Source organism: Brevibacillus laterosporus, from assembly GCF_030489605.1.
GTDB lineage: Bacteria > Bacillota > Bacilli > Brevibacillales > Brevibacillaceae > Brevibacillus_B > Brevibacillus_B laterosporus_E.
This window is the reverse complement of record NZ_JAUKFY010000007.1, coordinates 1-22,999: the sequence shown is the minus strand read 5'-3', so window position 1 is coordinate 22,999 and position 22,999 is coordinate 1. Positions and strand designations below refer to the sequence as shown.

25 protein-coding genes are annotated in these 22,999 nt (G+C 43.1%); 24 read left to right on the top strand and 1 reads right to left on the bottom strand.

What is annotated here, in order from left to right:
• The first annotated feature begins 157 nt into the window (after positions 1-157).
• The 24 genes from QZ995_RS23825 to QZ995_RS09455 all read left to right on the top strand — a co-directional run bounded on the left by QZ995_RS23825 (position 158) and on the right by QZ995_RS09455 (position 22,744).
• Positions 158-655: a multidrug resistance efflux transporter family protein gene (locus QZ995_RS23825; RefSeq protein WP_366919691.1), complete on the top strand. Its 498-nt coding sequence runs from the start codon at positions 158-160 to the stop codon at positions 653-655.
• 5 nt (positions 656-660) lie between these two features.
• Positions 661-1,137 (top strand): multidrug resistance efflux transporter family protein, encoded by a 477-nt coding sequence (locus QZ995_RS23820; RefSeq protein WP_366919690.1) that lies wholly within the window; start codon positions 661-663, stop codon positions 1,135-1,137.
• Positions 1,138-1,425: 288 nt separating this feature from the next.
• Positions 1,426-1,884 (top strand): ribosome maturation factor RimP, encoded by a 459-nt coding sequence (gene rimP, locus QZ995_RS09560; protein WP_301806053.1) that lies wholly within the window; start codon positions 1,426-1,428, stop codon positions 1,882-1,884.
• 22 nt (positions 1,885-1,906) lie between these two features.
• The gene (gene nusA / locus QZ995_RS09555; protein ID WP_003336958.1) at positions 1,907-3,001 is read left to right on the top strand and encodes a transcription termination factor NusA; all 1,095 of its coding nucleotides are present in this window, start codon (positions 1,907-1,909) and stop codon (positions 2,999-3,001) included.
• Complete coding sequence (gene rnpM, locus QZ995_RS09550; protein ID WP_301806048.1) at positions 2,998-3,288, top strand: RNase P modulator RnpM; 291 nt, start codon at positions 2,998-3,000, stop codon at positions 3,286-3,288. Before nusA ends, rnpM begins: the two co-directional genes overlap by 4 nt.
• A complete protein-coding gene (locus tag QZ995_RS09545; protein ID WP_031413724.1) occupies positions 3,285-3,593 on the top strand; it encodes a YlxQ family RNA-binding protein in 309 nt (102 codons plus the stop codon). The genes rnpM and QZ995_RS09545 overlap by 4 nt, the downstream gene beginning before the upstream one ends.
• Positions 3,594-3,607: 14 nt before the next feature.
• Entirely contained in the window at positions 3,608-6,022 is a 2,415-nt protein-coding gene (gene infB, locus QZ995_RS09540; RefSeq protein ID WP_301806047.1) for a translation initiation factor IF-2, read from the top strand.
• Positions 6,022-6,303, top strand: a complete 282-nt coding sequence (locus tag QZ995_RS09535; protein WP_003336961.1) for a DUF503 domain-containing protein — start codon at positions 6,022-6,024, stop codon at positions 6,301-6,303. Before infB ends, QZ995_RS09535 begins: the two co-directional genes overlap by 1 nt.
• Before the next feature lie 35 nt (positions 6,304-6,338).
• Positions 6,339-6,695 (top strand): 30S ribosome-binding factor RbfA, encoded by a 357-nt coding sequence (gene rbfA, locus QZ995_RS09530; protein ID WP_003341340.1) that lies wholly within the window; start codon positions 6,339-6,341, stop codon positions 6,693-6,695.
• 1 nt (position 6,696) lies between these two features.
• Positions 6,697-7,695 carry a DHH family phosphoesterase gene (locus QZ995_RS09525; RefSeq protein WP_301806021.1) on the top strand — a complete coding sequence of 333 codons (999 nt, stop codon included), beginning with the start codon at positions 6,697-6,699 and terminating at the stop codon, positions 7,693-7,695.
• The gene (truB, locus tag QZ995_RS09520; protein WP_301806017.1) at positions 7,688-8,620 is read left to right on the top strand and encodes a tRNA pseudouridine(55) synthase TruB; all 933 of its coding nucleotides are present in this window, start codon (positions 7,688-7,690) and stop codon (positions 8,618-8,620) included. Before QZ995_RS09525 ends, truB begins: the two co-directional genes overlap by 8 nt.
• A complete protein-coding gene (locus QZ995_RS09515) occupies positions 8,589-9,569 on the top strand; it encodes a bifunctional riboflavin kinase/FAD synthetase (protein WP_437124728.1) in 981 nt (326 codons plus the stop codon). Before truB ends, QZ995_RS09515 begins: the two co-directional genes overlap by 32 nt.
• A 151-nt stretch (positions 9,570-9,720) precedes the next feature.
• Positions 9,721-9,990 carry a 30S ribosomal protein S15 gene (rpsO, locus tag QZ995_RS09510; protein WP_301806012.1) on the top strand — a complete coding sequence of 90 codons (270 nt, stop codon included), beginning with the start codon at positions 9,721-9,723 and terminating at the stop codon, positions 9,988-9,990.
• Between the two features lie 142 nt (positions 9,991-10,132).
• A complete protein-coding gene (locus QZ995_RS09505; protein WP_301806011.1) occupies positions 10,133-12,253 on the top strand; it encodes a polyribonucleotide nucleotidyltransferase in 2,121 nt (706 codons plus the stop codon).
• Positions 12,254-12,403: 150 nt separating this feature from the next.
• Entirely contained in the window at positions 12,404-13,384 is a 981-nt protein-coding gene (locus QZ995_RS09500; protein WP_301806007.1) for a polysaccharide deacetylase family protein, read from the top strand.
• A gap of 170 nt (positions 13,385-13,554) precedes the next feature.
• Positions 13,555-14,811, top strand: a complete 1,257-nt coding sequence (locus QZ995_RS09495) for a M16 family metallopeptidase (RefSeq protein ID WP_301806005.1) — start codon at positions 13,555-13,557, stop codon at positions 14,809-14,811.
• Between the two features lie 15 nt (positions 14,812-14,826).
• Positions 14,827-15,279, top strand: coding sequence for a dUTP diphosphatase (dut, locus tag QZ995_RS09490; protein ID WP_301806002.1), 453 nt, complete (start codon positions 14,827-14,829; stop codon positions 15,277-15,279).
• Positions 15,280-15,449: 170 nt separating this feature from the next.
• The gene (locus QZ995_RS09485; RefSeq protein ID WP_031413736.1) at positions 15,450-15,728 is read left to right on the top strand and encodes a YlmC/YmxH family sporulation protein; all 279 of its coding nucleotides are present in this window, start codon (positions 15,450-15,452) and stop codon (positions 15,726-15,728) included.
• 163 nt (positions 15,729-15,891) lie between these two features.
• A complete protein-coding gene (gene dpsA, locus QZ995_RS09480) occupies positions 15,892-16,791 on the top strand; it encodes a dipicolinate synthase subunit DpsA (RefSeq protein ID WP_301805994.1) in 900 nt (299 codons plus the stop codon).
• Positions 16,788-17,384 carry a dipicolinate synthase subunit B gene (locus tag QZ995_RS09475; RefSeq protein ID WP_301805992.1) on the top strand — a complete coding sequence of 199 codons (597 nt, stop codon included), beginning with the start codon at positions 16,788-16,790 and terminating at the stop codon, positions 17,382-17,384. Before dpsA ends, QZ995_RS09475 begins: the two co-directional genes overlap by 4 nt.
• 32 nt (positions 17,385-17,416) lie before the next feature.
• Entirely contained in the window at positions 17,417-18,457 is a 1,041-nt protein-coding gene (locus QZ995_RS09470) for an aspartate-semialdehyde dehydrogenase (RefSeq protein WP_301805990.1), read from the top strand.
• Positions 18,458-18,470: 13 nt separating this feature from the next.
• Positions 18,471-19,697, top strand: coding sequence for an aspartate kinase (dapG, locus tag QZ995_RS09465; RefSeq protein ID WP_301805986.1), 1,227 nt, complete (start codon positions 18,471-18,473; stop codon positions 19,695-19,697).
• A gap of 62 nt (positions 19,698-19,759) precedes the next feature.
• Entirely contained in the window at positions 19,760-20,623 is an 864-nt protein-coding gene (gene dapA, locus QZ995_RS09460) for a 4-hydroxy-tetrahydrodipicolinate synthase (protein ID WP_301805984.1), read from the top strand.
• A 441-nt stretch (positions 20,624-21,064) separates the two neighbouring features.
• Positions 21,065-22,744, top strand: coding sequence for a ribonuclease J (locus QZ995_RS09455; protein WP_301805981.1), 1,680 nt, complete (start codon positions 21,065-21,067; stop codon positions 22,742-22,744).
• Positions 22,745-22,758: 14 nt separating this feature from the next.
• Here the strand turns inward: QZ995_RS09455 and QZ995_RS09450 are convergent.
• The coding region (locus QZ995_RS09450) for a hypothetical protein (RefSeq protein ID WP_301805979.1) at positions 22,759-22,999 on the bottom strand (241 nt) is incomplete at its 5' end.

Sequence of the window (22,999 nt, the reverse complement as noted above, 5' to 3'; positions counted from 1 at the left end):
ATACTTTGCGAATGGCAACTTTAACGATTTATACGTATATTACTATGTTTTATTTTTGGTAGGGTAGGATGGGGATTGTTAAGTTGCCTTTTTCTAAGTGATTTTTCCTAGTAAAGTAACGTAGGTTGTAAAGCTTGAAGTAGAGATGGTACGAATTGTGCGACCGATTTGGATTGGGATTTTAGCTTCCTTCTTTTTTGCATTTACCTTTGTATTGAATCGTTCCATGGAGCTTGCTGGAGGCAGTTGGATGTGGAGTGCAGCACTTCGCTTTTTTTCATGCTACCGATCATTATTGTTTTTGGTTTTTTTACGAGGAAATCTGGGAATGCTATGGATAGAGATTAAAAAGCGCCAAAAAGAATGGATAGTATGGAGCACGGTTGGTTTTGGCCTTTTTTACGCCCCATTTTGTTTTGTTCAAGCATATGGTCCTGGATGGCTAATAGCTGGAACATGGCAGATCACAATCATCTCTGGCTCCCTTGCTGGCCCCGTTCTTTTTCGAGCAAAAAACAGGCTCTCAGGGCGTACAATTAGTGCGAGGGAAAATCTCGATTCCGGGGTTATGGATGTCAAGCATCATTTTGCTTGGAATTGTTTTCATGCAGAGCGAACAAGCGAGTGTACTACAGGCCTGAAGAGGTGCTGTTAGGATTTTTGCCAGTTGTAGTAGCTTCCTTTGCTTATCCGTTAGGGAATCGTAAAATGATGCAAATTTGTGGAGAGCGAGTCGATACCTATCAGCGTGTACTTGGTATGACGATTTGCAGTATGCCGTTTTGGATGCTGTTATCAGTAACGGCTTTGGGTGTAGATGGAACGCCAAGTCAAAGTCAGGTGTTTTCAAACCTCTCTCGTTGCTATTTTCTCAGGAATATGTGCAACTGTGTTATTTTTCAGAGCTACGGAAATGGTGAAAGGCAACATGCGTCGCCTAGCGGCTGTAGAAGCAACACAATCGATGGAAATCTTATTTGCTACAGCCAGGGAGAGGTCGTGTGGTTATCCGCCAGCTTGCCTACACCAGTGGCTTCAGCGGGGCTTATGCTTATCATGCTGGGAATGGTTCTACACAGCCTGGTATCGGTGCGGAAAGAAAAGGAAACAACCCTATTAATGTATCAGATTGAGTAAAATAGGCTTCACAATGCCTGGTATAATAGGGATCCAGCAGGAGTTTGGCAAGTCTGATCAAATGAGGCAGTGGTTGTCAAGACCCATGGTATTATGCTATAATTTTTTTGGAAATACTGGTTATACACGTACGAGAGTGGGGAAACCCACTCTTTCTTCTTGACCATAGAGGATTTCTAGCCAGAAAGCTTCTCATGGCAAAGAATTAGATTTGTGACCACCCGGTGCCACTTTGGTAGCCGGTTACACATTTATAACAGTATGGATCTGCTTAAAGGAGGAACTTGCTTGAGCAAGGTAGTGCAAATTGTTGAGGAACTACTGACTCCTATCCTTGAAGAAACAGGATTGGAACTGGTGGATATCGAATACAAGAAGGAAGGTAGCAACTGGTTTTTGCGTATCTTTATCGACAATGAGTCGTCCAACATCGATATTGAAGATTGCGGTACCGTTAGTGAAAAACTAGGCGCAAAGCTGGACGAACTGGACCCGATTCCAACCGCATATTTCTTAGAGGTTTCTTCGCCTGGAGCGGAGCGTCCCTTACGTAAAGAAAAAGATTATCACAAGGCTGTAGGCAAACACGTACATATCACCACCAAAGAAGCGGTGGACGGTCAGGCGTTGTTTGAAGGTACACTAGAAGCGTTTGACGGTGAGACGTTAACGATTTCTGAACAAAAAAACAAATATACAATTAAAATGGATCAAATAAGCGAAGCCCGATTGGCTATCGTCTTTTAATTGAGGGGAGGACATTAGTACAATGAATGCAGAGTTTATTACAGCACTGCATGATCTGGAAAAGGAAAAGGGGATTGACAAAGAGGTTTTGATTGAGGCGATTGAAGCAGCGCTGATCTCTGGTTACAAGCGCAACTTTAACTCCGCACAAAACGTTCGTGTTGATGTAAACCGCCATTCAGGTCAAGTTCGCGTGTTTGCACGTAAAAATGTTGTAGAAGATGTGTTAGATGCTCGTTTGGAGATTTCTTTGGAAGCTGCTAATGAAATTGATCCAAACTTCCGCATTGATGACATCGTTGAGATTGAAGTAACGCCTCGTGATTTTGGGCGCATTGCGGCTCAAACTGCGAAGCAAGTCGTTACGCAACGCATTCGTGAAGCAGAACGCGGACTTATTTATAATGAATTTATTGATCGTGAAGAAGATATTGTAAATGGTATCGTTCAACGCCAAGATTCCCGCGCATATTTTGTGGACTTGGGTAAAGTGGAAGCGGTAATGCCTCTCACAGAAAAAATGCCAACAGATGATTTTAAACCACAAGACCGAATCAAAGCATATATTATTAAAGTAGAAAAAACGACAAAGGGTCCCCAAATCGTCATTTCCCGTACGCACCCAGGACTATTAAAACGTCTATTTGAATTGGAAGTACCTGAAATTTACGACGGTGTGGTTGAAATTAAATCAGTCGCGAGAGAAGCTGGAGATCGCTCTAAAATTGCGGTTCACTCCACAAATGAAGAAGTCGATCCAGTTGGTGCCTGTGTAGGTCCTAAAGGTCTACGCGTACAAACGATCGTAAACGAACTTAAGGGCGAAAAAATTGATATCGTTCGCTGGTCCGAGGACCCGGCTGAGTACGTAGCTAACGCGTTAAGTCCGTCTAAAGTAGTTCACGTGGAAGTGAACGAAGAGGAGAAAATGACGCGCGTAATCGTACCTGATTATCAATTGTCGCTAGCTATTGGAAAACGCGGACAAAATGCACGCCTGGCAGCCAAACTTACTGGATGGAAAATAGACATTAAGAGTGAAAGTCAAGCTGAACAAGAGGGGATTTCCTATCCTAAGCCTTCCGATGAAGACGCTAGCGATGTGGGTATGGAATGAAAATAAAAAAAGTTCCGTTACGTAAATGCATCGTTTGTCAGGAAATGTACCCGAAGAAGGAATTGCTCCGCGTCGTTCGAACGCCGGATGAACAAATTTTGATTGATCCGAGCGGAAGGGCGTCCGGACGCGGCACTTATGTTTGTCAAAAAGAAAGCTGCCGCACACCAGATACTTTCACTGCTGGAAAATGGAAAAAAGTTTTGGAGCGTGCGCTAAACACCAGCATTTCACAGGAACAATATGAGAGCTTCCGCGAGAAATGGCTGGAGATGATGGGGAAATGAATCAAAAAGTAGCGCAATTGCTAGGGTTGGCCATGCGGGCAGGCAAAGTAGTAACGGGTGAAGGTCTCGTGATCAATGGGGTTCGTAACGGACAGGCAAAGCTTGTCCTTCTGGCTACAGATGCATCAGCTAACACGACCAAGAAAGTGTCCGACAAATGCCTGTATTATAAGGTGCCTTGTTATTCGCTTTCGACCAGGTACGAACTTGGAAGTGCGATTGGTAAAGAAGCTCGAGTCTCGATCGCCATCACGGATACAAAAATGGCGAAGAGCATGGAGAACCTTCTCACACCTAATCCATAACAAGGGGTGATTACATGAAGACACGCGTATATGAATACGCAAAGAAACATAACATGAGCAGTAAAGAAATTGTTACTCTCTTGAAGAGAATCAATATAGATGTCAGCAATCACATGAGTATTATGGACGAAGAAACGGTACAAAAATTGGAACAGCATTTAGCGAATTTACGAGCGAATGCTTCCAGTGTTAACACCCAAGCAAAACAAGTGCAACAACCAAAGCAAGATAAGCCACAAACCATAACGAGCAGCGAGGCGCGAGCCACATCCCAATCGGAAAAATCCCCCAAACAAGACGGTCAAAAACCGCAAATTGCACATGCTGCTGGTAACACCTCAGCTCAAGCAAAGAGTAGAGGGACGCAAAACCAAAATCAGGGGAAGAATCAGGAGCGAAGAGCAAATACTATGAGTCAAAACAAAAAACAAGATGCAAAGCAAAATGAAGTAAAAGATCAAACGTCCAATTTTGAGACAGAACGTAAGGAAGAAACGCTAGCAGACAAAGCGAAAATTCCAGCAAAAGTTGGAATGGAAAAACGCGAAAAAATTAAGAAGGCTCCACAAACTAAAAAAACCTTTGAAGATAACAGAAAAGGACCGCAGTTTAATAAAAACCAAAAACGTTCAAATGGACGTCAAGGCGGAACCCCTGCACAACGTCCTGTGTTAGAATTGCCTAGCAAAATTACGTTTACAGAGTCACTTACTGCAAACGAATTGGGTAAAAAGCTAAGAAGAGAGCCAGCAGAAATTATTAAAAAGTTATTCGCCTTGGGTATCATGGCTACGATCAATCAGGATCTAGATCGAGATACCATCGAATTGATTTGTGCTGACTACGGTGTTGAAGTAGAAGAAAAAATCGTCATTGATGAAACAAACTTCGAAACAATCGCTGAGGTGGATGCAGAAGAAGATCTACGTGAACGTCCTCCGGTTGTTACCATCATGGGTCACGTTGACCATGGTAAAACAACATTGCTAGATGCAATTCGCTCTACGAATGTTGTTGCAGGAGAAGCTGGTGGTATTACACAGCACATTGGCGCTTACCAAGTTGAAATTAAAGGCAAGAAAATTACATTCTTGGATACACCTGGTCACGCCGCGTTTACTACAATGCGTGCTCGTGGTGCTCAAGTTACGGATATCACCATTCTTGTTGTAGCTGCTGATGATGGTGTTAAACCACAAACAATCGAAGCAATCAGCCATGCAAAAGCGGCAAATGTTCCGATTATCGTTGCTGTCAACAAAATTGATAAACCAGCTGCTGATCTAGATCGTGTAAAACAAGAATTAATGCAATTCGAATTAGTATCGGAAGAGTGGGGCGGCGACACTATTTTCTGCCCGCTATCCGCAAAACAGCGTACAGGTATTGAAGAGCTTTTAGAATACATTCTATTGGTTTCTGAAGTACAAGAATTAAAAGCTAACCCTGACAAACGTGCTCGCGGTACGGTTGTTGAGGCTGAGTTGGACAAAGGTCGCGGTCCTGTTGCAACTGTATTGGTACAGCATGGTACGCTACGTGTCGGTGATCCAATCGTTGTAGGCTCTGCTTACGGTCGCATTCGTGCTATGGTGAACGACAAAGGTCGCCGCATGAAAGAAGCACCGCCGTCCATGCCAGTTGAAATCACCGGTTTAAATGATGTCCCTCAGGCTGGAGATCAATTCATGGTATTCGAGGATGAAAAGAAAGCTCGTTCCATCGGTGAATCTCGTGCAGTTAAACAGCGTGATTCTGAACGCCGTGCAAGTGCGCGTGTTTCCTTGGATGACTTGTTTACTCAAATTCAAGAAGGCGATATCAAAGAATTAAACCTAATTATTAAAGCAGACGTTCAAGGTTCTGTAGAGGCTCTTCGAGGTTCTTTAGAGAAAATTGAAGTGAATGGTACTCGCGTGAAGGTCATTCACACAGGCGCTGGTGCGATTACAGAGTCTGATGTTACTTTAGCAAATGCTTCCAACGCAATTATCATTGGTTTCAACGTACGTCCTGAGCCGAATGCTCGCAGTATGGCTGAGCAGGAGCAAATTGATATCCGTCTACACCGCGTTATTTACACTGTGATTGAAGAGATTGAATCCGCATTGAAAGGGATGCTTGATCCTGTATATAAAGAGGAGATCATTGGTCAAGCGGAAGCGCGTCAAATCTTCAAAGTATCTAAAGTGGGTACAATTGCAGGTTGCTACGTTACGGAAGGTAAACTGAGCCGTGACGCAGGTGCGAGATTGATTCGTGATGGCGTAGTTATTTACGAAGGTAAATTAGATACGCTTAAACGTTTCAAGGACGATGTGAAAGAAGTGCAAACGAACTATGAGTGCGGTGTTACTCTAGAACGTTTTACGGATATTAAAGAGGGCGACATTATCGAAGCCTTCATTATGGTTGAAGTTAAAGCCTAATGGTAGCAGTGACGCAGTTAGAATTGTTTATGCCCTATACGAGTTCTCTTAAGGAAAAACGTTCGATTATAAAAAGCGTCATGAGTCAAATTCGAAATAAGTACAATGTATCAATTGCTGAAATAGATTTTCACGAGCAATGGCAGCGTACCTTACTTGAGGTAGCTGCCGTTGCCAATGAATACTCCTTTTTGCAAAAAGAAATTACCACCATCGTGCGGTTTGTAGAAACATTTTCCGACGTAGAGTTAATTCGTGCGGATACGGAATACTACGACTAAGGTACGATTTACGTTCGGAGGTGAACAAAATGAGTATGAATAAAACCCGGATGAGTCGCGTAAGTGAAGAGATCAAAAAAGAATTGAGCATTCTGTTGCAACGTGAAATGAAAGATCCACGCATCGGTTTTGTAACAGTAACAGATGTGGAAGTAACTAGTGACCTTCAACAAGCAAAAGTGTATATTAGCGTTTTCGGAGATGAGAGCAAACGTGAAGAATCGCTGAAAGGCTTGCAAAAAGCAAAAGGCTTTCTACGCACAGAAGTGGGGCGCCGTATCAAATTAAGACATGTGCCTGAGCTTCTATTCAAACTGGATGCTTCCATTGATTACGGAAATAAAATCGATAACCTTTTGCGTGAAATCTCCCCAAATGAAGGAGAGAAATAGGATGAACATCGACCAAACTGTTTTCTTAGATGCCGCTCGTTTTGTTCGTGAAAACGAGCGTTTCTTAATTATTTCCCACGTAAATCCTGATGGTGATACGACGGGCTCTGCACTGGCTATGGCTTTGTTGTTAGAACAGATGGGGAAAAGCTATGTGATTGTAAACCAAGGGTCTACACCTGATATGTTCTCCTTTTTGCCGCGCTTCAACCACATCATCAACCTATCGGAACAAACTGTGGATGAGAAATTCACCTGCGTTATCGCTGTAGACGCGGCGGATAGCAGTCGGATGGGAGAAGTAACTCATTTGTTTGCTCCAGATGCACAAATTCTAAATATTGACCATCATCCTACCAATGATGCGTTTGGTACGCATAACATTCTTCTGCCTCATGCTGCTGCAACGGCAGAGATTATGTATGATTGGTGTGTTGCTTCTTCCTTTTCATTAACAAAAGAAATTGCTACATGTATCTATGCAGGTTTACTTACGGATACAGGTGGTTTCCGATATTCCAATACGACACCGCACGTGATGGAAATCGCCTCCCATCTGCTTACATATGGAGTTTCTTCAGCCGAGATTGCAGAACGTTGTCTGGAGAGCATTACATTGCAGCATGTACAGATTCTAAAACGTGCTTTAGCATCTCTGGAGCTGACTAACGAGGGACTCGTGGCCACTATGCAGATATCAAAACAGGATTTTTTAGAAACCAATTCAACCAATGATGATACAGGTGGCATTGTAAACTACGGACGTAATATTGAAGGCGTCGAGGTTGGAATATTATTCACCGAGGTAGAAGAAGGCATTATCAAAATTAGCCTGCGTTCACGAGCGAAGGTAGATGTAGCTCAGATAGCTAAGAATATCGGCGGTGGTGGACATGCCCGCGCAGCAGGTTGCACGATGAAGGGCGTAACTTTGGAAGAAGCCAAGAAGTCCGTTTTGACATTGGTAGATCAAGTGCTTGGAGTGGAAAGAAATGAATGAGCAGCAGCATGGAGTTCTCGTTTTACATAAACCAGCAGGAATGACTTCACATGATTGTGTTGCCAAAATTCGTCGCATCTTTCAAACGAAAAAAGTGGGGCACACAGGAACACTAGACCCTGATGTGACAGGTGTGTTACCTATCTGCATAAATAATGCGACACGAATTGTGGAGTACTTACAGGAGCTTCCAAAAGCTTATGAGGTTGTCATGCGTATTGGTTCAACCACGACGACCGAGGATGCCTCTGGTGAGGTATTGGAGACAGCTAAGGTGGATGCTGCGACCATTACCAGAGAACGAGTTGAGGAAGCAATGAAGGGAATGCTTGGCGCAATCGAACAAACCCCTCCTATGTACTCTGCTATTAAGGTAAATGGACAGCGTCTGTATGATTTAGCTCGTGAAGGAATTACGATTGAGCGAAAGGCTCGCGAGGTTACTATTTATGAATTACAGCTCCATCACATTGAATCTAATGAAGAATATGTAGATGTGTCGTTTTATTGTATTTGCTCCAAAGGGACGTATATGCGCACGTTATGTGTTGACCTTGGACAAAAACTGGGGTATCCTGCGCATATGGCCAAGTTAGTTCGTGTCAAAAGCGGACCATTTACAATGCAGCATGCCCATACGTTTGAGGAATTGGAAGCCAGCATGAACCAGGAGCGGGGCTCTAAGAGCATTGAGCAACTTGTGATTCCAATCGGAGAAGCCTTATCTTATTTGCCTCGCTATGAAATTACTGCGGACAGAGCTAAGGCTGTACGAAACGGATTGGAAACAGGCTTGCCAGGTTGTCAGGTTGAGGAAGGGAAGCTCATTTGTTTGTATAGTAATGGTCAATTACTTGGCATTCATAAGGTATATAAGAGCCACCGAGGTCTATATGCCAAACCAGAAAAAGTTTTTCGCACATGAGGTGGGGACTTTGAACATAATACGACTATCCTATCCGCTTTCATCTGAGATCGAATTGCAACCATGCGCGGTCGCCATGGGATACTTCGATGGTGTTCACATCGGGCATCGTCGCGTCATTCAGCGAGCGATTGATCATGCCCAGACACACGGAATAAAAAGTGGCGTCTTGACCTTTGACCCGCATCCACGTGAAGTTCTAGGCAGAAGTGGTTATTCTCAATACATCACCCCGTTGGATGATAAGCTGGAGCAATTTGAAAAAATGGGAGTAGACATTGTCTTTGTCATGCAATTTGATATTGCCTTCTCCTCTATTTACCCTGAGGATTTTGTAGAAGAAGTGATTTTGCCGCTTCAGGTCAAGCATATTGTGGTTGGCTTTGACAATACGTTTGCTTATCGGGGAATGGGTACCACACAGACGCTATTAGAACTAAGCAAGGACCGATATACGGTAGACATCATTGGCCCTGTAAATCGTTTAGGCGAAAAGGTGAGCAGCACCATTATTCGGGAATACCTGCACCAGGGAGAAGTAGAGCAAGTCCGTCATCTGTTAGGACGCCCTTATAAGGTAAAGGGAACAGTGATTCACGGAGACAAGCGCGGTCGAACCATCGGGTTTCCTACGGCAAATGTCGGTGTGGACGAGCCTTATTTAATCGGGAAAAATGGTGTATACGGCGTGCGAATTACCGTGGACGGTCAAACCTATGACGGTGTGATGAATATTGGAATTAAGCCGACTTTTGAACTGGAGAAGCGTGAAAAATCGCTGGAAGTTCATATCATGGGTTTTAAAGATGAGATTTATGGAAAAAATGTAGAAGTAGAATTACTCTTCATGATCCGCGATGAAATTAAATTTTCTGGCGTGGATGCTCTTGTCGCCCAAATCCAGCAAGACGTGAATTTTGCTAAGGATAAATTTGCTAAGTTGGCTTGATTGCTAACTAAGTGAATGATTTCCTTTACTTTATGAAAAAAAGTATGCTATAATCTGTACTGTTCTAAGCAGAACGCCCCTTTAGCTTGGCTGTCCGATTCTCACCGACGGCATGCTCAGCTAGTGGGAAATTTAATGGAGGTGAGTACGAATGGCACTTACTCAAGAGCGTAAAACTCAATTGATCAATGAATTCCGTACACATGATAACGATACTGGATCTCCTGAGGTTCAAATCGCAATTCTTACGGAAAACATCAACAATCTTAACGAACACCTACGCATTCATAAGAAAGATCACCACAGCCGTCGTGGTCTGTTGAAAATGGTAGGTCAACGCCGTAACCTTTTAGGTTACCTAAAAGACAGCGACGTTGCTCGTTATCGTACATTGGTTGACAAACTTGGTCTTCGCCGTTAATCGGCACGTCTGAAAAAGCGGGTGAATTCCCGCTTTTTCTATTATGATATCTATTTTATTTCTGCCACAGCAGGAAATAATACATAGAGATAGAAAAGAATCATGTTAGACAATGGTCTAATTAAGGAGGACTGCTAAAAGAATGGAGCAACAATATCGTACTTTTGACTTTGATTTAGCAGGCCGAAAACTTACGCTTGAGTTTGGAAAAGTTGCAAAGCAGGCACAGGGTTCGGTCTTAGTGCGTTACGGAGACACCACCATTCTATCTGCGGTTACCGTTTCTAAAGAACCAAAAGACTTGGATTTCTTTCCATTAACGGTAAACTATGAAGAACGCTTATATGCAGTAGGTAAAATTCCAGGTGGATTTATTAAGCGAGAAGGTCGCCCAAGCGAGAGAGCTATTTTGGCGAGCCGATTAATTGACCGCCCAATTCGCCCTCTATTCTTGGAAGGCTTCCGCAATGATGTACAAGTAGTAAATACAGTTCTTTCCGTTGATCAGGATTGCTCAACCGAAATCGCAGCAATGATTGGTACTTCTGCTGCATTGAGTACATCTGAAATCCCATTTAATGGTCCGATTGCTGGTGTTATTGTAGGTCGTATTGACGGTAAATTTATTATCAACCCTACGATTGCTGAGCAGGAAAAAAGTGATATCCATCTAGTGGTGGCAGGTACGATGGACGCTATTAACATGGTAGAGGCTGGTGCAAAAGAAGTACCGGAAGAAATCATGCTAGAAGCGATCATGTATGGTCACGATTACATCAAGAAAATTGTTGCTTTCCAAAATGACATCGTAGCTGAAATTGGTAAACCAAAAATGGAAGTTGTCTTGCATAGCGTAGACGAGGAAGTAGATCAAGCTGTGCGTGCTTTTGCTGATGCTAAAATACGTGAAGCAGTCCGTGTTGAAGAGAAACATGCCCGTGCAGAAGCGATTGACGCTGTTAAAGAAGAGACGCAAGCACATTTTGCTGAAGTGTATCCAGAACGCGAGGCAGAAATTAGCGAAATTCTCTACAACATGGTGAAAGAGGAAGTTCGCCGTCTCATTACGCATGAAAAAATTCGCCCGGACGGTCGTGCACTGACTGAAATTCGTCCATTGTCGAGCGAAGTGGGCATTTTGCCAAGAACACACGGTTCAGGTTTATTTACTCGCGGTCAAACACAAGCATTAAGCGTTTGTACATTGGGAGCTCTTGGTGATGTACAAATTTTGGATGGACTTGGTCTTGAAGAAACAAAACGCTTCATGCATCACTATAATTTCCCTCCTTACAGCGTAGGGGAAGCACGTCCGCTTCGTCCCCCAGGTCGTCGTGAAATCGGTCACGGTGCATTGGGTGAAAGAGCAATTGAACCAATCATCCCTAGTGAAGCAGAATTCCCTTACACAATTCGCCTAGTATCAGAGGTAATTGAATCGAATGGTTCTACTTCTCAAGCGTCTATCTGTGGCAGTGTTCTTGCTCTGATGGATGCAGGGGTACCAATTAAAGCACCAGTTGCCGGCATCGCAATGGGCTTGATCATGGATACAGATGGTGAACATTTCTCCATCCTAACAGACATTCAGGGTATGGAAGATCACCTGGGAGATATGGACTTTAAGGTAGCAGGTACCGCTGAAGGGGTTACAGCTCTTCAAATGGATATCAAGATTGAAGGTATCAATCGGGAAATCCTGGAACAAGCATTAACGCAAGCGAAGGAAGGCAGAATGCATATTTTGGAGAGCATGCTAGCTACAATCAATGCTCCGCGCGACCACTTGTCTCCTTATGCACCTAAGATCATGACAATGTCAATTAACCCGGAAAAAATTCGCGATGTGATTGGGCCACAGGGTCGGGTTATCAATAAGATCATCGAAGAGACAGGCGTTAAAATTGATATTGAGCAAGACGGTCGTATCTTTATCGCCTCTACGGATGCAGATGCGAACCTACGTGCAAAACAAATCATCGAGGATTTGGTACGCGAAGTAGAAGTGGGTCAAACTTACTTGGGAACTGTTAAACGTGTTGAAAAATACGGGGCTTTCATCGAGTTGTTTGCAGGTAAAGAAGGACTTTGCCACATTTCACAACTAGCGGAAGAGCGTGTTGCTAAAACGGAAGATGTAGTTTCTGTAGGGGATAAAATCCTGGTTAAAGTCACCGAGATTGATGACCAAGGCCGCGTTAATATTTCTCGAAAAGCTGTTTTGAAAGAACAAGCGCAGGCTGCACCGCAAGCAACTGAATAATAGATAGCCAAAAAGCTTTGCCGATCATGGGAAACTATGTGGGTGCAAGCTTTTTTTGCTTCTATCGAGCATTTTCTCTACATAGATTGGACAAAGAGGATAGAGAATAAGAGTAAGAGCTCGATAGATAAAAGCAAAGGTGATGAAACCGTGAAACAGCATTCTAAAAAGACAAGAAAATATATGACGGTAGCAACTGTTTGTGGAGCGTTACTGTTTGGATTAGTAACCTCTTCTCCAATTAACACATATGTTACACAACTAAAAGTTGGCGTTACTCCTGTGCAAGGTCAGATTGCCATTGAGGAGCCATATAGAGAAAAGATAGAGCAATGGCAAAAAGAGCGCGAGGAAGCACCACAAGACGCATATCTTGACCCTGTCTGGAAAGCGATACCAGGATATAACGGACGAGTGATTGATGTTAATGCAACAATTGCTCAAATGAAGAAAACAGGAAAGCAGGATGAAAGTTCAATTGTTTATAAAGAGCAGATGCCAAAGGTACAGGTAGAACAGCTAGGGGCTCATCCTATTTATAGAGGGAATCCCAAAAAAGAGGCAGTGTGCTTCATGATAAATGTAGCCTGGGGGAATGAATACCTGGATAAAATTCTTGCTACATTGGATCGGCATAAAGTAAAAACTACCTTTTTTCTAGATGGATCTTGGGTCAAACGAAATCCTGAGCTAGCGAAAAAAATTTATGACAGAGGTCATGAAATAGGCAACCATGCCTATTCCCATCCAGATATGAGCAAGCTGGGAGAGGCCCGTATTCGCCAAGAGATTAGCAAAACACAAGATATTATTTCTAAGACAATCGGATTAAAGCCCTCTCTATTTGCTCCGCCGTCTGGTTCCTTTAATCAACGGGTGGTAGAAATTGCACACAAGGATTACCAAATGAAGACCATTCTCTGGACAGCAGATACAGTTGATTGGAAAAACCCGCCGGTAGGAGCGATGGTAGAGCGCATTCGCAAGAAGCTGGATAAAGGGGTACTCATACTGATGCACCCAACTGATTCCTCATCTAAAGGACTAGATCAAATGCTGACACTAGCTGAGAAAAAAGGATTGAAACCAACGACGGTTTCCGAGGTAATCTCTAGTCGACGATTGCCGTAGAAGCTTATGGAATATTGTACCGGACGCTATTTTTTGCTATAGTAAGACATGTTATTTTCTATTGAAAGCGAAACGCTTATCAGTAACATGTATAACAGGGAAGCGACTTTATGATCGCTTCCCTGTGTGGCATAAGCCAGAGATAGCAGATTGATAGAGGGGGATCAGATTTGATTCAAACATATACGTGTGCAAATGGTGTCCGGATTGTTACCGAAAAAATAGCTAGTGTTCGATCCGTTGCTTTAGGGATTTGGGTAGGAACGGGTTCAAAATATGAGAATGAGCAAAATAACGGAATTTCACATTTCTTGGAGCACATGTTTTTTAAAGGTACTACAACTCGCAGTGCAAAAGAAATAGCGGAAGCGTTTGATGTAATTGGTGGGAACGTAAACGCCTTTACATCCAAAGAATACACTTGCTATTATGCACGTGTACTTGATCGTCACGCACCGCTTGCTCTCAATATTTTATCTGATATGTACTTTAATTCTGTGTTTGATGCAGAGGAGCTAGAGAAAGAGAAGAACGTAGTGCTAGAAGAAATCAGTATGTATGAGGATACACCAGATGATTTGGTGCATGATCTGATTGCACGTGCTTCCTATGCCGATCATTCGCTAGGCTACACGATACTGGGAAAAGAAGACGTACTAAAAGGCATGAAACGCGAGGACTTGTTGACATATATCGAACAACGCTACTTACCAGAGAACACGGTGATTACAGTCGCAGGTAACTTTGACGATGAGTTGATCACATTGGTGCAATCATTATTTTCGACGTACCAGCGTGCAGGAAAAACAATGGATATCGCTACACCAACCTTTACAGGTCAAAGCATCGTACATCAAAAGCAGACCGAGCAGGCTCATTTATGCCTGTCTATGCCTGGTTATGCTGTGGGGCATGACAATGTTTATTCCTTAATTATTTTAAATAATATTTTGGGTGGCAGCATGAGCTCTCGTCTGTTTCAAGAAATCCGAGAAGAACGCGGTCTAGCTTACTCTGTTTATTCTTATCACTCTTCCTATAAGGAATCTGGTACCTTCAATATTTATACGGGAACAGCACCAGAGCATGTAGGAAAAGTATTTGACATAGTGTCTAATGTTCTTCATGATGTTCGCACAAATGGAATTACAGAAAAAGAATTAAACAAAGGAAAAGAACAGCTTAAAGGTAGTTTGATGCTAAGCCTAGAAAGCACTAGCAGCCGCATGAACCGCTTGGGTAAAAATGAGCTGCTACATGGCAGACACCTTACACTAGATGAAATTATTGCGAAGGTAGATCATGTAAGTCAGGAATCTGTTCTGGCAGTGGCTAAAGAATTATTCCACTCCAAAATGGCGATGGCAATGGTCAGCCCATTGGAAGCATTCCCGGAAAATGTTGATGCAAATGTATTCTTAACGTAAAAAGAGGTGTCTTTTGTGTTTGTAAACATAAAAAAAATGTCTCCAATGATTGGAACGGATATTCCTTTACCGCATTATGCGACACCAGGCTCTGCGGGACTTGATCTGGCAGCATGTATTGAACAGGACATCACGATTGCTCCTGGGGAACGCGCCAAGATTCCTACAGGGATTGCTGTGCAAATGCCTGACGCGGGTATGGTAGGTCTGGTGTTCCCGCGTAGCGGCAACGCGTTTAAACACGGAATATCATTAACGAATGCTGTTGGAGTAATTGACAGCGATTATACAGGTGAGATTCAAGTGCTGTTGCAGAATCTGGACACCACTGAACCATTTGTGGTCAAAAAAGGGGACCGGGTTGCCCAGCTCCTCTTTATGCCAGTGATGCAAGCACGGTTAGAGATTGTTGACAAGTTGGAAAAAACAGAACGTGGTGCAGGCGGATTCGGTTCTACAGGTAAATAACTGCGGGCAGAAAGGCTTCTCCTAAGTCATATTAGGCTTAGTGAGAAGCCTTTTTATTGTTGATCTTATACAGATTATGAAAAAAATACCCTTTACTACAATCTTACGTATAAACTGTTCAGCTTTTTCGTATATTCTGCTGTGAGTGGACAAACAAAGGAGGAAGTAGGATGCGCTTAAGCGAGTTTAGCGGCAAAGAGATTGTAGATGTTGATTATGGAGAAAAACGCGGAGTGGTAGCACAATCCGATATGGAAATTAATCCAATAACAGGAGAAATTGCTTCTATTGTCGTTTCCAATCATTCTTTTTTTGGGATAGGAAAGAAAAAAGCTGATACGATGATTCCTTGGAGGTCTATTGTACAAATTGGTCCGGATATGATAATTGTACAGTTACAACCTACACAAAACCATTTCCCACAGGAAACTTCAGTAACGAAACGTTAGGTGTTCGAATAGGATGACGGTAGATTACCGCAGTGCACGACATATACATCGACCGTGAACAAAAAACGGTCCGTCAACTATTTTACATTTTCCATGGGACTTGGAAAAATTCTTTGCGTTTCCAGGTTATCTTGCGTAAAATGTTTGGAAAGGGGAACACGGCATGCTGACGGGAAAACATGTTGCTTTTATTGGCGGTGATGCTCGTCAGCTGGAAGTCATCAAAAAATGCATCCAGCTGGACGCCACAGTTACTCTTATTGGCTTTGATAACTTGGAGAGTAGCTTTACAGGAGCAACGAAGAAACCATTAACATGCGATGTGTTAAAGGATGTTGATGCCCTGATCCTACCTATCGTCGGTACAGATGACAAAGGAACGATTGAAAGCATTTTTTCTACAAAAAGCATCCAGCTATCTAAGGAGCATATTGAAGCTTTACCAGAAAAATGCGTTGTCTATACCGGGATGGCAAAGCCTTATCTGAGAGAGCTGTTAAATCTGCATAACGTCCCACTAAAAGAGCTATTGAACCGTGATGATGTGGCTATCTACAACTCCATTCCTACTGTGGAAGGAGCATTGATGGTGGCGATCCAAAACACTGATATTACAATCCATGGCTCCGAGGTGATTGTTCTCGGATTAGGTCGGGTAGGTATGTCATTAGCCAGAGCTTTGCATGCATTGGGAGCACATGTTAAGGTTGGGGCAAAACGTCCGGAGCACATAGCACGTAGTAATGAAATGGGTATTGATGCTTTTGATCTGGATGATTTTAAGCAGTATGTTTCAAAGGTAGACATTATCTTTAACACAATCCCGCATTTGATTATTACATCAGACATCATAGCACAGATGCCACAGACTGCATTTATCCTAGATATTGCTTCTAAGCCGGGTGGTACTGATTTTCGTTATGCAGAACGTCGTGGAATCAAAGCGATTCTCGCCCCGAGCCTTCCTGGAATTGTTGCACCGAAAACAGCCGGGCAAATAATTGCCAATACCTTAGCGCGACTATTATCGGAGCAAGCCGAGAATCAGGGAGGTGCATCATGAGCAATCTTAGGGGGAAAACGGTTGGGTTTGGGCTAACGGGTTCCCATTGTACCTTGGAAGAAACTATGCCGCAAATTCACCGCTTAGTAGACGCTGGAGCACGCGTTGTGCCCATAGCGAGTCAGACTGTGATGACCACTGATACACGTTTTGGAACGACTGACCATTGGCAGAACCAATTAAAACAGATTACAGGCGAAGAGATTATCACTACTATTACTGATGCAGAACCGCTTGGACCTTCCAAGCTATTTGACGTTATGGTGATTGCTCCATGCACAGGTAACACCACGAGCCGATTGGCGAACGCACTCACAGATAGCCCTGTTTTAATGGCTGCAAAAGCAACCTTGCGCAATCTACATCCAGTCGTCTTGGCGATTTCAACCAATGATGGGCTTGGGTTAAATGCGGCAAATATTGCAAAACTTCTAGCCACTAAAAATATTTATTTTGTTCCGTTTGGGCAGGATGCGCCTGACAAAAAACCAAACTCGCTGGTAGCACGAATGGATCTCATCATGGAAACGTGTGAGCTAGCGGTTCAACATCGTCAGTTGCAACCTTTGCTTATAGAAAGATTCCATTATTGATGCAGCTAACAGGCTCTTAGGAGGAGAAAAAGATGGAGAACCAACTGAAGGTAAATGTCGCAGTCGTGGGAGCGACAGGAGCAGTAGGACAGCAAATGATTCAGCTTTTGGAGAAACGAAATTTTCCAATCGGTCAACTGAAGCTATTGGCTTCAAAAAGATCGGCTGGTAAAAAGGTGCTGTTTAAAGGTCAGGAAGTGACAATTGAAGAGGCAACACCTGATAGCTTTATCGGTGTAGATTTTGCTCTGTTCAGTGCAGGAGGAGCGATCAGTAAGGAATTAGCTCCGCATGCTGTACGTCACGGAGCAGTTGTCATTGACAATACGAGTGCTTATCGAATGGATCCAGAAGTCCCATTGGTTGTGCCCGAGGTTAACATGGATGCAGCGCGCAAACACAAAGGAATCATTGCAAACCCTAACTGCTCTACCATTCAGATGGTTGCGGCATTAAAGCCTCTTTATGACCGTTTTGGAATAGATCGGATTATTGTTTCTACTTATCAAGCTGTATCTGGTGCGGGTGCTCAAGCAATCAATGAGCTGTTGACTCAAACCAGAGATATTTTGGATGGGAAAGAGCCGGAAGCAAATGTACTGCCGGTATCCAAGCTTCCTGTTCATCATCAGATTGCTTTTAATGCGATTCCGCAAATTGATGTTTTCACAGACAATGGATTTACGTATGAAGAGATGAAGATGGTAAACGAAACAAAGAAAATATTGGGTGACGATCAAGTTTTAGTTGCAGCTACTTGTGTGCGTATTCCTGTAGTAAAAGGTCACAGTGAGTCCGTTTATGTCGAATTTAAAAATGACTATGAACTGGAAGAAGTGAAATCTTTACTAGCACATGCACCTGGTATTGTGCTTGTCGATTCCCCTGAAGAACAAAAATATCCATTGGCTACCGATTCTGCGGATAAGCTTGAAGTTTTTGTCGGTCGTCTTCGCCGAGATTTAACGCATCCACGAGGCATCCATATGTGGGTTGTATCAGATAATCTATTAAAGGGTGCTGCGTGGAACACCGTACAAATTGCCGAGGAGCTTAACAAGGCCAACAGCTAGGAGAGAGGTTTTCATGAAAATACTTGTCCAAAAGTTCGGGGGTTCATCCTTAACAACGGAGGATCATCGCAATCGGGCAATTGGCCACATTGAAAAAGCACTGGCGGAAGGCTTTTCCTTAGTAGTAGTTGTGTCTGCGATGGGGCGTAAGGGTGATCCTTACGCCACTGACACGCTATTACAATTGATCCGTCAAAATGGGGACAGCCTACGAGCGCGCGAAAACGACCTGTTATTGCATACAGGCGAAATTATTTCCGCTTGCGTCATGTCCAGCATGCTTAATGAGCGAGGCATCGAGTCCACAATTTTAACGGGTGGGCAAGCTAATATCATAACTACTAATGATTTTAATAACGCACAAATCCTTACCATTGAACCTGATCGTATTCAACAAGAGCTTGAACAAGGGCGTGTTGTCATCGTTCCGGGGTTTCAGGGGCGTACGGAAGACTGGCAAGTGACCACTTTAGGCCGCGGAGGAAGCGATACGACAGCAACAGCACTTGGCGTTGCCTTAAAAGCTGACATGGTTGATATCTTTACAGATGTAAATGGTATTATGACGGCCGATCCACGCATAGTAGACGAGGCTAAGTCGCTTCATACCGTCACGTATACTGAGATTTGCAACATGGCGCATTTAGGTGCTAAGGTGATTCACCCACGCGCTGTGGAAATTGCTATGCAAACCAATATTCCAATACGGGTGCGCTCCACATTTTCAGACGACCCGGGAACATTGGTTACCAGTCTGCATGAGTTAGGCCGTTTTAATGAATCCTTTAGTGATCGACTTGTAGTGGGGATAGCTCATGTTCCTAATATTACACAGATCAAGGTATTCTCTAAAGAAGGACAATATGATACCCAGCTTCAGGTTTTTAAAGCAATGGCACAACATAATATCAGTGTTGATTTTATAAATGTAAATCCACTAGGTGTCGCTTATACGGTACACGATCATATGGCTGAAAAGGCGGCGACTATCTTAGCTGACATGGGCTATGAGCCTCAACTAATGCCTCATTGTGCTAAGGTGTCGGTAATTGGGGCTGGCATTGCAGGAGTACCTGGTGTTATGGCTCATATTGTAGAAGCACTTACGAAAGAGGAGATACAGATTCTGCAATCTGCTGACTCACATACGACCATTTGGGTGCTGGTGCATGACGAGGACATGGCTAGGGCTGTGCGGGCATTGCATCAGCAGTTTGATTTGTCTAATGCTCGTTTATAGTTATGTGGAGCAGAAGTTAGAGAGCCTATAAGGAAAGTGGAAGAAAGAGGAGAGATGAAAACATGGCTATTTTTGGACGCATTGTGACTGCCATGGTAACGCCTTTTAATGACAAGGGTCAGATTGACTGGGATCGCACAGAAAAACTTATCAACTACCTAATAGACACAGGCTCAGAAGCGCTCGTGGTAAGTGGTACAACAGGAGAATCACCAACTCTTTCTAATCAGGAAAAGCTTGATTTATTTGCTTTTAGTGTACAAAAAGCGAACGGCAGAGTTAAAGTCATCGCAGGTACAGGTTGCAATGATACAGAAGAAACGATTTCTTTCTCAAAAGAAGCAGCAAAAACGGGCATAGATGCGATCATGCTGGTGGCTCCTTATTACAGCCGTACATCGCAAGAGGGGTTGTACCAGCATTTTAAGGCTATTAGCGAAGCGGTAGAGCTGCCGATCATGCTGTACAATGTTCCTGGACGTACAGGAATTAACATGACAGCGGACACAACCTTACGTTTAGCTGAGCTACCGAATGTAGTATGTATTAAAGAAGCGTCCGGTAATCTGACCCAAATGGCACAGATCATTGAACGTGCACCTCAAGGCTTTGAGCTATATAGCGGTGATGACGGTTTAACGATTCCAGTACTCTCTATTGGCGGAGTCGGAGTAGTAAGCGTAACGAGCCATGTGATTGGTTTAGAGATGAAGGAAATGATGGATGCGTTCTTCAAGGGAGATACTTCAGGGGCAGCAGCTCTTCATCGCAAGCTAGTTCCGATCTTTGAAGGAGCATTCAAATATCCTAATCCTACACCGATTAAGGCTGCACTAAACAAGAAAGGGATTGAGGTAGGCGGTGTTCGTTTACCGCTTGTGGAGTTGACGGATGAAGAAGCCAGCTATATAGATGAATGGCTGTAGATTGGTGCTGTTTAGGAGCCAGCCATTCTGGCACCTATGAAATTCGTTATTTTACTTGCGTTTGACAAAATCGCTGGGTATGTCATATCTAAATGACTACTCAGCGATTTTTTGTTTAAAGCATATGTCTTGAGTCTGAATTTTACAGTTTACAAATTGGTTTATAAGATTATGGAGTGTAGGATGGGATGACTAAAGATGACTGAAGATACTTAGCTGACTCTTATTTGCCCATATCTTTACAAATAGTAGAGAGCAGGATTTCAAAGGGAAAAACCCGCAACCCCTTTTCAGAGCTGGCGTACTAATGTTTAGATAAATTTATATATATGCTTTTCTTACTTGTATTCCTGTTTTTAATTCGGATATAATAGGGATAAGCGATTTGGGGCGGTTTAATTTGAGGTGTAATTTGACAACTAAATATAGGAGGTACATTCATTGTCTAAGTTGAATCAAAGTGTTCTTATCTTTGCCCTGGGCGGAGTTGGCGAAATTGGTAAGAACATGTACGTAGTAGAGACCGATGAAGACATCGTTGTAATTGATGCTGGTCTCAAATTCCCAGAAGAGGAAATGCTGGGGATTGATATGGTAATACCTGATATTACCTATTTGGAAGAAAATCGTGATAAAGTACGCGGAATTATTATTACACACGGACATGAAGATCATATTGGAGGACTAAGTTACGTATTGCGTCACCTTAATGTGCCGGTATATGCAACAAAGTTAACGCTAGGTCTGATTGATGTGAAATTGAAGGAAGCGGGTATCCTAAATACAACTACTCGTCACTTGATCAATAGTGATTCAGAAGTAAGTCTTGGCAGTACATTAACGGCAACGTTTTTTAGAGTAAATCATAGTATTCCTGATTCAGTCGGCGTTTGCTTAGAAACCCCTGAAGGTTATGTCGTCCATACCGGAGATTTTAAGTTTGATCAAACCCCCGTTAACAATCAAAGAGCTGATCTCGGAAAAATGGCGGAAATTGGGGAACGAGGCGTACTCTGCTTGTTATCAGACAGTACAAATGCAGAACGTCCAGGCTTTACTGGATCTGAAAGTTCAGTAGGGAAAGCGTTAAAAGAAGTTTTTCATAAAGCGGAGGGGCGAATTATCGTTTCCACGTTTGCATCAAACGTTCATCGCATCCAACAAATTTTTGATGCTGCTGTTCAATACAATCGTAAAGTAACGTTAGTAGGGCGCAGTATGATCAATGTTATTACCATAAGTATGGATTTAGGATATTTACATGTACCAGAAGGGGTAATTGTAGATATCGATGAATGTAATAAATTACCATTAGAACAAGTAGTTATTCTGTCAACAGGAAGTCAGGGAGAGCCTATGTCAGCGCTTACCCGCATTGCCCGATCCGCCCATCGGAAAATTGACATGATGCCTGGTGACACAGTAATCATTGCAGCAACACCAATTCCAGGGAACGAGAAATACGTTTCCCGCACCATCGATCACTTATGCCGAGCAGGTGCAGAAGTTATTTATGGAGGACATGGTCCAAATGGTACTGTTCACGTATCTGGACATGGAAGCCAGGAAGAGCTGCGTTTAATGCTTAACCTGATGAAACCTAAATACTTTATTCCGATTCACGGGGAGTATCGTATGCAACGTATGCATGCAATACTTGCTGAACAGGTGGGAGTACCATCTGAGAATATCTTCTTACTCGATAATGGAGATACCGTGGAAATTGCAAAGGGTCAGGCAAGATACGGTCCTAAAGTGCATGCAGGCAACGTTCTTATTGACGGACTGGGCGTAGGCGATGTAGGTAACATCGTTTTACGTGATCGCAAATTATTATCCCAAGATGGAATTCTGGTTGTTGTCGTTACCCTCAGTAAACAACATGGTACTATCGTGTCTGGACCTGATATCATCTCCCGTGGCTTCGTATATGTGCGTGAGTCGGAAGAATTGATGGAAGAGGCAAATCGTATCGTAGCCCAAACTCTGCAAAAATGTATGGATGAAAAAGTAAATGAATGGTCGTCGCTGAAAAATAATGTAAAAGATACACTTGGACGTTATTTATACGAACAAACACGCAGAAGACCAATGATTTTACCTATCATCATGGAAGTGTAATTCCAGACATGAAGTTAAATAGTCGGAAATCCTTGCACAGCAAGGGTTTTCGGCTTTTTGTTTTGGTTAAAAAGAGGTTTTGACAGCTTTTTGACAGTCTTTATTGTACTAAAGTGATGTTTTTTGGGATTGTTTATTTTTCTTGTATCGCTGGGCGGCGGCGGTTCAGCAGAAGCAGCATCCAGATTCAAAAGTATCTCCCTAGATGCTCCAGATTCAATTAGAGTTGGAAAGCATGAAGAAATAAGTGTTGAG